Genomic DNA, 13,461 nt, shown 5'->3' with positions numbered 1-13,461 from the left:
CGTCGGACCTCCCACCGCACTTCCAGGAAAGGAACTGGCATGACCAGCAAGGACGCCCAAAGCACCGTTCCCACCGTACTGCTGCGTTCGGACGGCGAGGTGGACGAGGCGACCCTGGCGTACGCCCGCACGAAGGTCGACGCCGCCGTCGGTCGGCCGGGGCTTCCCGCCGTCACCGGCGAGGTGCGCATCACGCGAGCGGCCGCCCACCACGCGGACCGTCCCTGGTCGGCGACTGCCGCCCTGCATGTCGGCAGGCGCGAGGTGGTGGTCCTCGCCGAGGCGGCCACCGGCCGGGAGCTCGTCGACCAGCTCCAGGACCGGCTGCGCCGCCAGACCGACAAGGCCGCCCGCCCCGGGCATCACGGCCACCACACACCGGCACCGCCATGGCGTGGCGGCAGCCCGATCCCACGTCCTGCCGAAGGCAGCGGCAGGGCGGCGGACTCTCACCCGGTATGAGCCCGCGGTGAGTTATGGCCCGGTCTGTGACGGTCTCCCCACCGACCGGGCCTTGTCTGCCCCGCGCCTGCACGTGGACACCGCAGATGTCCACCTCGCGGGCCATGCGAGCCAAACCAGTGACCAACGGCCCACTGACGGAGCCTGCAGACGTAGGAAACCGTGAGGGTGTGCGGTTCCCGGTCGACGGGGCGAGAACGAGGAGTTGTGTGATGGCGAAGGTGTATCTGGTGGGCAGCGGTATCGCGGCGCTCGCCGCGGCCACGTTCCTGATCCGCGACGGCGGTTTGGACGGAGCGGACATCCACCTCTTCGAGGAGCAGCGGGACATCGGCGGCAGCCTGGACGCGGGCGGCACGGCGGATGCCGGCTACACCATGCGCGGCGGGCGGATGTTCGAGGCCGAGTACCGCTGCACCTACGACTTGCTCTCCGGTATTCCCACCCTCGACGACCCCTCGGTGTCGGTGACGCAGGAAATCCTGGCCGGACACGCGGACTTCGCCTGGGACGACATCGCACGCCTCATCGACGGCGACGGGAAGATCATCGACACCTGCTCGATGGGATTCTCAGAGCGCGACCGCCTGGATCTGGTCCGCTGCCTGGCGGCCCCTGAGGGGCACCTGGACGGCAAGCGGATCACCGACTGCTTCACCGAGCACTTCTTCACCACCACCTTCTGGTTCCTGTGGTGCACCACGTTCGCCTTCCAGCCCTGGCACAGCGGCATCGAGTTCCGCCGCTACCTCAGGCGCTTCATCCACCTCGCCCCCCAGTTCGCCTCCATGACGAGCACCTACGGCACCCGCTACAACCAGTACGACTCCATCGTGCGCCCCCTGACCGCCTGGCTGAGCGAACGGGGCGTCACCGTCCACACCCGCTGCCACGTCACCGACCTCGCCTTCGCGCCGGGGCACCGGTCCACGACGGTCAAGCGCATCTACTTGACCCGGGACGGCCGTGACGAACAGATCGACGTGGCCCCCGACGACCTGGTCCTGGTCACCAACGGCTCCATGACCGACTCCACCAGCCTCGGCTCCCACTTCGCCGCTCCGCCACCTGCTCCCCGGAATTCGGACGCCTGGCTGCTCTGGCACCGGCTGTCCAGGGGACGCGACGACTTCGGCAACCCGGACGTCTTCGACAAGCACGTCAAGGAGTCCCGCTGGGAGTCGTTCACCGTCACGGCCAAGGACCCCGCGTTCCTCGACGCGCTCGCGGAGTTCAGCGGCCGGGAGACCGGCCGGGGCGGGTTGATGACGTTCACCGACTCCAACTGGCTGCTCACCATCGTCGCGGGCCGCCAACCCGTCTACCGCGAGCAGCCCGAGGACGTCTCTGTCTGGTGGGGCTACGCCCTGTTCCCCGGCCGCGCCGGCAACCACACGCCCAAGCCGATGACGATGTGCTCCGGCCGGGAAATCCTCGAAGAGGTCCTGCACCACCTGCCCTTCGACGAGCCGACGGCAGCCCGTGTCCTGCACACCTCCACCGTCGTGCCCTGCCTCATGCCGTACATCACGAGCCAGTTCCTGGCCCGCCGCCGCGACGACCGCCCCAAGGTCGTGCCCGAGGGGTCGGTCAACCTGGCTTTCATCGGGCAGTTCGCCGAGGTCCCCGACGACGTCGCCTTCACCATCGAGTACTCCGTACGCACCGCCTGGACGGCGGTGGCCCAACTCCTCAACCTCGACAAGCGGCCGCCCGCGGTCTACAAGGGCCACCACGACCCCCACGTACTGGCCGCCGCCCTGGAAACCATGCACCGCCGATAGCCCGGAGCGTGATCAGCCCATGCACGACCGACCAAGGCTCGGGGCCGAGCTCCGGGACCTGTGCAGCGGCGGCTTGGCATCCGGCGAGTGCCAGCGCCTGCCCCGTGGCCGACCAGGCTGCGATCAATACACAACACGGTCTCCCGGGCCTCACCTCCGGCGCGCAGTGGGGCCCTCGACCCCGCCGTTTGCCGGGAGGTGACCGTGCTGCCGATAGGGCATCTCGTCAGGGTGCCGCTCGAGTCGGGCACGCCGCCAGGCCGTGTCGAAGGAGAGCTTGCCCCGGCTGGCCCGCGCCAGCCGCCACGCACGCCAACTCGTCCGCGGTGAGAGCAGCCATCGCAGCATGGAGGTGCTCACCTCGCCACCGTGCTCTCGACCGAGGGACAGCCCGCTCGGCTCCTCATGACTCGCCCGCCGGATCCACCACGGTGTGCCCGTTGAGCAAAGCCTGCGCCTTCGCGGCGTGCTGCGGTCGCTGCGCGCTGTCCATGCCGGCGGCAAGGAGCGTATAGAGCATGCGTTTCTGGGAGGGCTCCGGGAAGCTGCCGAGGAACTCGCGCAGCACTTCCACAGCCTCGTGCTCGACGGTCCGCTCGTCCTCCGGACGGTAGCGGGCGAACACCTCCGCGACCTTGCCCACATCCTCGACGACCCCGGAGAGGTTGGCCCAGTCGACACCGTCCTGCTCGGTCCACCGCACCAGAACGGCGGCCGGATCCGTCAGTTCCGCGGCCAATGCTTCGGTTTTCTGCCGGCGCAGGGCGTCAGTCACGGCCTGCCGGCGCTGCGCGGCGAGCAGCGCGGCCACGGCCGCCCGGTCGTCCGGCAGCAGCTCAAGCGTCAGCTCACCCTTGAACTCGACGGGCGGGTCGGTCGGCAGGCGGCGTGGCCGGGCGAGGTGCTGTCCGCACACGTCCCGCGCCGTGGCGAGGTCGGCCGGATCGCACTCCTTGGCGATCTCGGCCGCCGCTCCTCTCAGGGCGGTACGGATGCCACCCACAATCTCTTCGTCGGTCCCCGGGTAAGGCGGCTTGGTGAGGACCGTGGCGGTGATCCGGGCGGTGAAACCGATTCCGGGACAGGCACTGCGTAGACGGACTTCAAAGCGGGACAAACCGCGGCGTACGGCTCTGCGCGTGCGACGGCGCGACCACCCTGTGGAGGTCACTGTTCAGGACTCCGCAGTCTCATACGCGTGGCGGAGCCGTACGGAGGACGACAACGCCGCGGGCAGTCGGAGGTCTTTGCGCAGTTCGATGACGGCCTCGTCGTTGGCGACGCCGGGTTCGCCGAAGATGAGGGCCGAGATCGGCGTGGAGTACAGGTGCTCCACCACCACCTGGTTGAGGATCTCCGTCACCAGTTCGTGCGGCACCTGCTGCGCCTGCCGTGCCTGTGCCCAGGCGGCCAGCAGTTCCCGGCATTCGGCATCGACTCGCGTGTCAGTCAGAGCAACGCTCCAGCCCTCTACGAGTGCTTCCTTGATGTCTTTCTTCTGCTCGGCCGCTGCCAGCATGACTTGCAGGACGTACGGGTCGACGCGCGGGTCCAAGAGGGAGAGGAACGCCCGGTGCCCGGCCAGGTGTTTCTTCTGGGTCGCCCACTTGATGACCGTGCTCCATACCCGAGGCAACTGGCCCTCGCGGGCGGCGATGTCACGCAGCGCCTCCTGCGCGGTCCGCACGGCCTCGTCCGGCTCGGGGCGGTCGAGGATGTGACGAAGTCGGACAAGCGCCTGTCGCGGGTAGTGCTCGGCGAACTCGCCTTGGCAGACCAGGGCGACGACGGTCGCGACCGCCTCCGACGCGTCCTGCGCCGAGTCCAGGAGGAGGGTCCGGACCTGCGCGCCCAGGGTGTCCGCTTCGGCGGCGACCGTGAGGACGTCGGCGATCAGTTTGCGGTGTGCGGCACTGTTGTCCCCGTGGTCGATCCAGGCATGGATCTGCTTGATGACGCGGACGTCGCTCTCCGCGACCGCCAGTTCGACCAGAAGGTCGCTGATGGCGGCCAGCCGGTCGGCGCCGGGCTCCCTGGGCGAGGTGATCGTGTCGAGCCAGCTCAACAGCGGCGGATGGATGTCGGCGCGCTGCTGCCACAGGCGGAGCAGCACCGCACCGGCGTATCCGGGCTTGTGACCGAGGGTGACGGTCCGGCCGGTCACCTTCGCTCCCATGCGCTCGAGCCGGGTGGTCAGATCAGGACCGGTCAGGATCTTGCGTACGCTCGTCTCCCGAGGCTCGGCCAGCAGAGCCCGGGCCCCGTCCTGAATGGTCAGCGCATCCTTGTTGTTGAGGAACAGAGCCGAGATGAGCAGGGCTCGGTCGTCCGGGTTGTCCTCCGTGGCCTTGAAGACGTTCTGGACGTCGGACTGCCACTGCTGGAACGTGCCGAGCGCGGTCTTCAGACTTCCCGGTGAGTCGTCGACGGCGGCGAGCGCGGCTGCCAGACGTGCCGCGTCGGCCGGACGGCTGTCGTCGGTCAGCAGATGGGCGGCGTCGCCGACCCGCTCCGCTTCCGCCGAGGCTGTGCTGAGCCACCGGATCCGGTCCGGCTTGCCGTGCACATACTCCAAGTGCCTCTTGGCCACGAGGTGTGGAGACGGTCGGGTCGTCGCGCGGGCGACGACCCGGGCCAGGGTTCCGGATGCGGCTTCGGGCCAACCGTGCTCGTCGGCGATCACGACAAGGAACGAGCCGAGATGACGCAGTTCCTCGGCGTAACTCACCAACTGCTCGGCGACATTGCCGGGGTTCTGCCAGGAGCCGATCTCCGCGGCCACGTCCAGCAGGTAGCCGGTGCCCGGATCATCAGGGAGTACCGAGATGTCGGGAGAACCGGGCCTCTCCCAGTCAGGCCGGATCTCCCGGAGCTGCAACGGCGTGTCACGGCCGTTCTGCGCCGTTCTAGAGACCTCCCGCAGGGCTCTGATCCCGGCGGTGCGCTTGCCGTACCCGGCCGGTCCGGCGACGACCGCCAGCGGAGGTCCGTCCCCGTTGAGCCGGTCGATGGCCTTGTCCGCCGTCCGCACTCTCTCGTCACGCCAGTCCAGGTCCACCCAGGCCAGGCGTACGACGTCGAGTTCCGCCTTGGGGATGTCGGCCACGGGCAGCTGCGGCTTGCTCGTCATGGTGACCGGGCCCGCCGCCATGATGATCTTCGAGTTCTGGTTGCCGCTGGCGTTCATCCAGGCCCCGGGCGCCGTCGGGGTGACAGCAAGACCCGGTGGGGAGGAGGGAGGAGCCGGCGGAGTGAAGGGAGGAGCCGACCGTGCGGGTGGGACGTGGCCGGGGACGATCTCCTCACTCACCGGCCTGCCTCCGGCGTCCTGTAGTGGAAGCCGCCGGAGGCATTGATGGCGCCGCCCGCGATGACGACCTGGCTGTTGGTGTTGTGGGACGCGCTCATGCGTGCGCCGGAGCCTCCGTCCGCCCGCTGGACTCGGTCCGCCAGCTCCTGCAGCTCCGCGGCTGCGTCCGGATGCTTCTGCAGGAACGCCGCCAGCTGGATCATCAGCTCACCGCGCAGCCGCTCCTCGACCGCTCCCCGCTCGTCCTCCGCAGTGTCGACCAGCCGTTGGCGCGCCGTGTCGATCAGCCGCAGCTCTTGCTCGGCATTCTCCTCACCACCCCGCTGGAAGAGCCGGGCCGCGGCATTGCGTGCGGATTCCCAAGTGCTCCTGGCCATCTCCGCGATGAGAGCGGCGGCTGCAACGCCGGCGACCTGCATGATGTCCAACGTGTCCCCCATGGTCGATTCCCCTGCCAGGCAAGACGGCAGGGGTCGTCGGCATATTCGACACATCAGAGTGGGGGCGGCTGCAGAGCACGGCAATCGAAAGTATTTGCCACATACGGTAATGCGTAATCCTCAACAGGGCGGAACAGGACAGCCCTGACGTGAGTCCTGTGACCAGAGGTGGGGTGACTTCGGGGAAACCGCTGGATGTCGGCTCGACGGAGGTCCGGCTACGACCTCACTTGGCCAAAGCCCGACTTTCAGTGATTGTCCGGAAGTGTGCGGACCCTTCAGGCGTGACTGAGAGATTCCGCTACGCGCTGGCGCCCCAGGGAGTACGGAAAGGTATGGAATGCCCCGTTGCATGGAGGCGCTGGTCTGAACAACCCGAGCATGGGCCTGTCGGTGATGTCGCAGGAGCTTGCCGTCGCGGACGTCTCTGCCCATCAAGCGGTGAACGGCCGCCGGGGGGGGGGAGACGCCGACGCACCGTGCGGCGCACCCGCCCGACGTGGGCGGGCCGCGAAGCTGTCCCCTTGGGAGCCGGCGCGGACGGCAACATAGCCGCGGAATCCCGGTTAGCGAAACCGGGGCTCCGCCGCATCATTAGTGGTCCACCGCCAGTCCCTGCCCGCCACTTCGAAAGACGAAAGCCGACGACAACAGCCACAACTGCATACACCCCTACGACCACTGCCCCGCTACTGTCGCGCCGCTAAGCGTTGGCGTAGCTGAGACGGAACAGGTCCTGGGCCCGCTCCAGGTCCCTGTCCGTACGCAGTTGCACCTCCAAATCGCCCGTGCCGTGGTGACCGATCCCCGCCACGTCCCGGGTGAAACCGGAGACGAGGTCGACCGCCTTCGGGTCGGCCTTGAGGTAGACGAGCAGCTTGGTCTGCTGCGGTGGGCACACACACGCGAAGTTCCGCAGCCGCTGATAAGCGCGGTAGGTCCGGTTCTCGACCTTGGTGATGTCGTCTCCCAGACCGAGCAGCACCTCGTCGACTGCGGCAGCCAGCTCCGCCATCGCACCGTCCGTCCGGCCTGCACGCGACGCCTCGCCCGGACCGCCACGCCAGCCTTGCCTGAGGCCCGCCGGCTGGCCGGTGACCGATGCGACCGTCTCAAGGCCGACGTGGTCGTTGCCGAAGAAGCGGTAGCGGACCAGGTCGATGCTGCGCCGATGCTCGCGCACTGCGTGCACGTCGTAGCGGGTGAAGTCGCCGGCCACACAGATCAGCCTCGGCGCATTCCACAGCACCTGGGCCGCGACCGAGGCCCCGAGCCGGTCACGGACCAGATGCCCGAACTCGGCCCGGTGGTCCATCAGCCACGACAGGTAGTAGAGCCCCTGGTTGATGACGCCCGCATCGGTGCCGCGCTTGTACTCCACGATCACGGGGGCACCGTTCTCATCGATGCCCAGCGAGTCGATCCGCCCACCGTGTACCGGTCCCGTGCTGTACTCGCTCGCCAAGAAGCGCACCCCGAGCATCGTCTCCATGTGCGCCTCGATGAGGTTCTGCACATCGGTCTCGACGTCAGCAAGCCGCGGCGCGACCTCGGTGACGCCGCCGTGCGTGTAGAACAACTTCAGGCCCGACACCTACCCCTCCTCGGCTCGGAGATCCACAACGTCGGGCGGGTCCAGGATTGTTTCCGCAGCGGGCTCCGAGGTTGTGAGGATGCCGTGAAAGCGCGCCTGCCAGACACCCAGCGCTGGCACGGCGCCACAATCAAGCGACCAGCCTCAACTCCTCGTCGAGGACCGCAGCTGCCTTGGTGATGCTGCCCGGCAGCAAATGCCTATAGGTGCGGTAGGTCTCCTCAATGGACTTGTGCCCCATCCATTCAGCGACATCAGTGATCGGTATACCGTTCCCCAGGGCATTCGACGCGAAGAAGTGACGGAAGCTGTACATCCCGACGCCCTCCGGTGGGGGAAGAACATGGAACAGCTTCTCCACGCGATACCGCTCCATCGGTTCGGTGTAGTACCCGCCAGGCCCGCTTAGGAGGTAGCCCTCATCGGTCACACCGTGCTTCTCCACGAAACGCTCCATCGCTTCCCGCACTGTGCGCGGCAACGGCACTTCCCTGAACTCCCCCGGCTTGCGATGTTTCAGCTTCGCCGGTTTGCGCAGAGCCGAGTGAATCTGCTCAGTCACCCGATACACATCATTCGCGACGACGTTGTTGATGTTGACTGCCCGGGCCTCTCCGTTACGAAGCCCGCAGCCGACCATCATCGTTATCTCCATGGCGAGGAGAGCGTCGGCCTTCACCAGCACCTTGGCGATGTAGTCCGTCGTTGGGATCACCACGACCTTGGGAACATACTCCGGATCCTGAACCCCCTGTACAGGGTTGTCGGCCATCGCTCCCTTCTCGTAGGCATCCCTGAGGAGGGACTTCAAGGCCCTGTATATGTTCGCCTGGTTCCCCCGACCCACACCCTCGGCCTCCAGGTGATCGAGGAATTTCTCCACCACGCTCGGAGTCACGGAGTTCAGCTTTCGAGACCCGAGGGCCGGGTTGATGTGAACCTTGAAGGAGCTGCTCACATGCTGAGCGGTTGAGTATTCCGTCATCTTCCGCTGACGCGGCAACCACGTCTTGGCGTACTCCTCGATCGTCTGCTGCCCCAACTCACGTCGAGCTTCAGCCACGGACGGGGATGTCTTCTTTCGTTCCGCATAGAGGGCCGTCAGCCGTTCAATCGCGGCGTCCTGTGAGGTGTGGCCGGTCTCCTCACGTTGCTTCCCCAATGCATCCCGGAACCGAATGGTGTAGGGATGGGGGCACCGGGTGGGCTTGGCGCAGTCGCACGTCTTGAAGAAAGAGCCCATGCCGCGAGCGAGCTGTCGAGCCAAGAGTCGAGCCTTCCGATGAGGACCAGGGGCACCACCGGTCCGGGTCCCCGCCGTCACACCCACCGGTCAGCAAGGAGGGGCCCCATCGACCCCTTGCTGACGAATTGCTGACCTGGGCCCGGATATCATGCCTATGACCTGCACATATGTCCAGGGCATAGTTGTTCGGCAACAACATAGAGGACCGGCTGGGCCACGTCCGCTTCGCGCTGTTCTACGTGGCGTGCGGGTACGCGGCCGCGTACGGCTACGCGCTTGCGAACGCCGACTCGCCCGCCCCGCTGATCGGCGCGTCCGGGGCGATCGCCGGGGTGCTCGGCGCGTACCTGGTGCTGTATCCGAGGGCCAGGGTCTGGGTCCTCGTCCCCTTCCTGATCTTCCTGCCGCTGCGACTGCCGGCCTGGATCGTGCTCGGCTCCTGGTTCGCGCTCCAAGCCGTGCACTCCTCCGGCGAGGGTGTCTCCGATGCCGGAACCGTGGCATATCTGGCGCATGTCGTCGGCTTCGTGGCGGGCATGCTGATCGCCTGGCCGCTGCGGCCCGGCACTCCCCCGCCGCCGGAGCCACGCGGTGTGCTGTTCGGCCGGCGCGCGCGGCCGAGCTGGTGAGTGGGCTCCGGCGGGCTGATGCCGCTCGGCGGCCGCCCCTCCGACGCCCTGGGCGCCCGCCGCACGCTCCTCGCCGGGCTGGTCCTGGCCCTGATCGGACGGGCTCACGGGGAGACAGGGATGCCGGAGGAATTCCCTCATCGGCGAGCGCGGAGCACAGAAGCGCGCTGTTCTGCCAGCTGGAGTCTGACGCGGCGGGTAGGGGCGCGAGCGAGTGACTGGGCGGTGCACGGATGTCCCAGGCGCTTGGTATGGGGGTGCGGACAAGTCCGCACCCCCACCGGCCAGTAGTCGTCGGGGTCGTCAGCCGGCGATGATCTGCCACTGCTGCCGCGTCAGTGACGCGTACGGCTGCTGCTCGATGTTGGCTCCGTCGGCGGTGCTGCCCTCGTCGACGGCGAGGCAGAGCCCGCTGAAGCGGTTGATGAGGAAGTAGTGGCCGTCACCGGTGGGCGTGACAGCCCAGTGCTGCTGGGGGGCGTTGGCGTCCCCCCAGATGACCACGTTGCCGCCGTCGGCGCGGGAGAGACCCCCGACCTCCAGGAGCTTGCCGCTGCCCACACCCTTGATCTCGTAGTAGCCGTCGCCGGTCTTGGCGAAGGTCCACTTCTGGTTCGCCTTGTTGAGCCAGGGCCACTGCAGGACGTTGGTGCCGTTAGCCGTGCCCCCGCGCTCCACGTCGGCGGCCTTGCCGCTGTGCCGGGCGACCAGCCGGTAGACGGTGCCGTCGCCGGGCAGCGTGGTGGACAGCAGGGCCGGCTTGGCCGTCCGGCCGCCGATGTGGACGCCGCCCACGTTGGCGTAGCCGCCGGTGGCCGCTTTCGCCTGGAGCCGCACGAAGCCGACGTTCCGGGCGGGCCACTCGGCCACCTTGAGGGTCTGGTTGCCGGCCCAGGTGCCGGAGGCGACCTGGGTGAAGTTCGTGCCGTCGGTACTGGTGGAGATGGTGTACGAGGTGATGTCGCCGTCGGTCGAGTTGTTGCGGCCCCACTGCTTGGGCAGGTACTCAAGGGTGGAGACATTGCTCCACACCCCGCCCAGATCGATCGTGATCGAGTGAGGCAGGGCCGAGGGCAGTCCCCATGTCGACCAGCAGAACTCGTAATCCCTGTCGCTCAGCCCTTCGATGGCGTTGAGCGGTCCCTCGCGGTCGCGGAATCCGGTCGCGTAGGCGCTGACGGGCGTCACGGGGTACTCGGCGCGCGGCATCTGCGTCGGCAGGCGCGGCCTGGAGGTGTCGGGGCTCCATGCCGCCCCGACTTCGGCGAGCCGGTTGACGATGTTGGTGTCCAGCTTGCCGTTGCGGTTGGGCGGGCAGTTGAGGATGAACGAGGTGTACTTCGGTTCCAGGTCCGCCAGGTTGGCCAGGATCGTTTCCTTGCTCATCGGGTTCTCGATCGGCGTGTGCGGATGCCAGAACCAGCCTCTGCTGATCGTCTGCCCCTGAGTGGCGGCGTAGGTGTTCCCGGCCGGGGCGGTGATGCCCATCGGCGCCTCGAAGTAGATCGCGTCGCCGAGGAACGGCACCGACAGCGCACCGTGGTCGATCATGACGATGTTCGGCTGGAGCGACTTCACGAGCTCACGGACCCGCTGGTAGGAGACGGCCTGCTGGCCCATCTGCCACGCCCAACCGTCGGTGACGAACATGTCGATGGTGCCGTAGTTGGTGAGCAGCTCGGTGATCTGGCCGAGGATGAAGGTCATGTCGCTGGGCTGGATGGCATCGGTGGGTTCGAGCCCGACGTTCTTGTGCCGGCTCTCCCACGCCTCGACGCCGTAGGTGCGGTCCCATATCGAGTAGTAGAACCCGACCTTCAGCCCCTCCGCCCGGAAGGCGTCGCAATACGCCTTCACCACGTCGTGCTTGTAGGAGCTGTTCGCGACGTTCTGGGTGCCGTAGGCGCTCGGCCACAGGGCGAAGCCGTCATGGTGCTTGGTCGTCAGGAGGCCGTAGCTCATCTTCGCCGCCGCGGCGGCGGCCGCCCACTGGGCACAGTCCACGGTCGGGGGTGCGAACTTGGCGGGGTCCTGGTTCGGGGCCGCCCACTCCTCGTTGGTGAATGTGCCCATGCTGAAGTGGTTGAACATGCCGAACCGCATGTTCACCAGGTTTTCCAGGTTGGTCTGGGGGTCCGCGGCAGCCGCCTGCGCCAGCAGGGGCGACAGTGGAGGTATCACGGGCAGCGCGGTCGCGGCCGCGGCGGCGCCTGCGGCACCCAGCAGCGCGCGGCGGGACAGTCTTCCTGACATGGGTGTACTCCCGGTTGGGGTGGCTGTGGTGTTTGAGGGTGAGGCGGGCGGGCGGCAGCCGAGGGCGTTCGGTCTGCAGACGTTCAGGCGCGGACTCGCCCCTGGGCTCCAAGGCGCCGGATGTCACGCATGAAGTTCGGTGACGTGACCGCCCTGTGTCAACAGGTAAGCGGATGAAAGCACTCAGGCGGGAAGCAGAAGATACGGTTTTACCCGCCTAAGTGGCTGTTCGTTCCGCCGTAGACATGCCATGTTTGGCGGAGAGCTGGAGCGCGGCACCCAAAGCGCTGCCGCTTGCCCGGTTCGACCGGTACGGGACGTCCATCGGCCGGCACCCCCGGCTCCCTCCGGCCCGGCCGCCCGGCAGGGCGGCGGCGCCCTGTGTCGCCGACATCGCACCGCTGGGGCGGACATACGGGACACCGGTACGAGCGCAAGCGTCAGCGCATCACAGATGCGCACCATTGATGGGATGGATAGATCCACGAAAGGGCCGCTCGGCGGGCGCCACTAGATCATCTAACCCCTTTGTTCTGGATACTTCCCGTTCTCCCCCTAGACGGCGCCACCAATCAGCGTCTATAAACATCCCATCTCTCCGGGGGCGACACACAGCAGTCGCATCTCCGAACAATCCCCCGCTTCGGAACCAGCGCGAGGAAGTACCGATGAGACTCAGAAACGCCCTGTGCTCCACCGTCGCCGCTCTGTCCGCCCTGGCGCTGCTCAGCGCCTGCGGCGGATCCGCCACCACCGCGGAATCGTCCAGCGGCACCCCGCTGGTCGGGGTCGACTACCCGCGCTCCGACACCGACTTCTGGAACTCGTACATCAAGTACACGCCGGAGTACGCCAAGGAGCTGGGCCTCTCCCTCAAGACCACCAACTCGCAGAACGACGTCGCCAAGCTCACCGCCAACGCGCAGACGTTCATCAGCCAGGGTGTCAAGGGTCTGGCGATGGCCCCGCAGGACACCGCCGCCATCGCCCCGACCCTGGCGCAGCTGGAGGCGAAGAAGATCCCGGTCGTCACCGTGGACACCCGCCCGGACACCGGCAACGTCTTCATGGTGGTGCGCGCGGACAACCGTGCGTACGGCCAGAAGGCGTGCCAGTACCTCGGCACGAAGCTGGGCGGCAAGGGCAAGGTGGTGATGCTCCAGGGCGGCCTCGATTCCATCAACGGCCGGGACCGCACCGAGGCGTTCAACGAGTGCATGAAGAAGGACTACCCGGACATCAAGGTGTTCGGCGAGGCCACCAACTGGGACGGCGCGGTCGCCGCGCAGAAGCTCCAGACCCGGCTGACCCAGCACCCGGACATCAAGGGCGTCTACATGCAGTCCAGCTTCGCGCTCTCCGGGACGCTGCAAGTCCTCAAGCAGAAGGGTCTGCTGGTGGACCCGAAGGACAAGAAGCACGTCTTCGTCGTGTCCAACGACGGCATCCCCGAGGAGCTGAAGTCCATCGCCGAGGGCAAGATCGACGCCACGGTCTCCCAGCCGGCCGACCTCTACGCCAAGTACGCCCTGTACTACCTCAAGGCCGCGATCGACGGGAAGACGTTCAAGCCCGGCAAGACGGACCACGACAGCACCATCGTCCAGGTTCGCGAGGGTCTGCTGGAGGACCAGCTCTCCGCCCCGCTCGTCACCGCCGACGGCGGCACCTACGGCGGCGTGCCCAGCCTGAAGAGCGACGACACGTCGCTGTGGGGCAACAACCTCGGCTGACCCGCCCTGT

The 13,461-nt window shown here is 67.5% G+C and carries 9 protein-coding genes and 1 pseudogene; 4 read left to right on the top strand and 6 right to left on the bottom strand.

Features of this window, described 5'->3' with window-relative positions; genetic code table 11:
• Positions 1-39: 39 nt before the first annotated feature.
• Together ACFY9I_RS22875 and ACFY9I_RS22870 are read left to right on the top strand one after the other, a co-directional pair.
• On the top strand, positions 40-462 hold the full coding sequence (locus ACFY9I_RS22875) for a hypothetical protein (protein ID WP_391004418.1): 423 nt from the start codon (positions 40-42) through the stop codon (positions 460-462).
• 212 nt (positions 463-674) lie between these two features.
• Positions 675-2,246 carry an oleate hydratase gene (locus ACFY9I_RS22870; RefSeq protein WP_391004416.1) on the top strand — a complete coding sequence of 524 codons (1,572 nt, stop codon included), beginning with the start codon at positions 675-677 and terminating at the stop codon, positions 2,244-2,246.
• 403 nt (positions 2,247-2,649) lie between these two features.
• Here ACFY9I_RS22870 and ACFY9I_RS22865 read toward each other — a convergent pair whose 3' ends face one another.
• From ACFY9I_RS22865 to ACFY9I_RS22845, 5 genes are all read right to left on the bottom strand, one after another.
• A complete protein-coding gene (locus tag ACFY9I_RS22865) occupies positions 2,650-3,249 on the bottom strand; it encodes a hypothetical protein (RefSeq protein ID WP_391004414.1) in 600 nt (199 codons plus the stop codon).
• 171 nt (positions 3,250-3,420) lie between these two features.
• Positions 3,421-5,433: a hypothetical protein gene (locus tag ACFY9I_RS22860; protein WP_391004412.1), complete on the bottom strand. Its 2,013-nt coding sequence runs from the start codon at positions 5,431-5,433 to the stop codon at positions 3,421-3,423.
• Positions 5,434-5,552: 119 nt separating this feature from the next.
• On the bottom strand, positions 5,553-5,996 hold the full coding sequence (locus ACFY9I_RS22855; protein ID WP_391004410.1) for a hypothetical protein: 444 nt from the start codon (positions 5,994-5,996) through the stop codon (positions 5,553-5,555).
• A gap of 703 nt (positions 5,997-6,699) precedes the next feature.
• Entirely contained in the window at positions 6,700-7,590 is an 891-nt protein-coding gene (locus ACFY9I_RS22850) for a DUF5655 domain-containing protein (RefSeq protein ID WP_391004408.1), read from the bottom strand.
• Between the two features lie 130 nt (positions 7,591-7,720).
• Positions 7,721-8,833 (bottom strand): tyrosine-type recombinase/integrase, encoded by a 1,113-nt coding sequence (locus tag ACFY9I_RS22845; protein ID WP_391004406.1) that lies wholly within the window; start codon positions 8,831-8,833, stop codon positions 7,721-7,723.
• 185 nt (positions 8,834-9,018) lie between these two features.
• On the opposite strand from ACFY9I_RS22845, the pseudogene ACFY9I_RS22840 reads away from it, so the two are divergent.
• Positions 9,019-9,465 (top strand): annotated as a pseudogene (locus tag ACFY9I_RS22840) (rhomboid family intramembrane serine protease); the annotation flags it as partial.
• Between the two features lie 303 nt (positions 9,466-9,768).
• Here the strand turns inward: ACFY9I_RS22840 and ACFY9I_RS22835 are convergent.
• Positions 9,769-11,718: an alpha-L-fucosidase gene (locus ACFY9I_RS22835; protein ID WP_391004404.1), complete on the bottom strand. Its 1,950-nt coding sequence runs from the start codon at positions 11,716-11,718 to the stop codon at positions 9,769-9,771.
• 668 nt (positions 11,719-12,386) lie between these two features.
• Here ACFY9I_RS22835 and ACFY9I_RS22830 point away from each other — a divergent pair.
• A complete protein-coding gene (locus ACFY9I_RS22830) occupies positions 12,387-13,451 on the top strand; it encodes a substrate-binding domain-containing protein (RefSeq protein ID WP_391004402.1) in 1,065 nt (354 codons plus the stop codon).
• The last annotated feature ends 10 nt before the right edge of the window (positions 13,452-13,461 follow it).

It is taken from the genome of Streptomyces sp. NPDC012510, assembly GCF_042955065.1.
Classification (GTDB): Bacteria; Actinomycetota; Actinomycetes; order Streptomycetales; family Streptomycetaceae; genus Streptomyces.
Note: the sequence above shows the minus strand (reverse complement) of the source record. Positions and strands in the feature narration are given on the sequence as shown.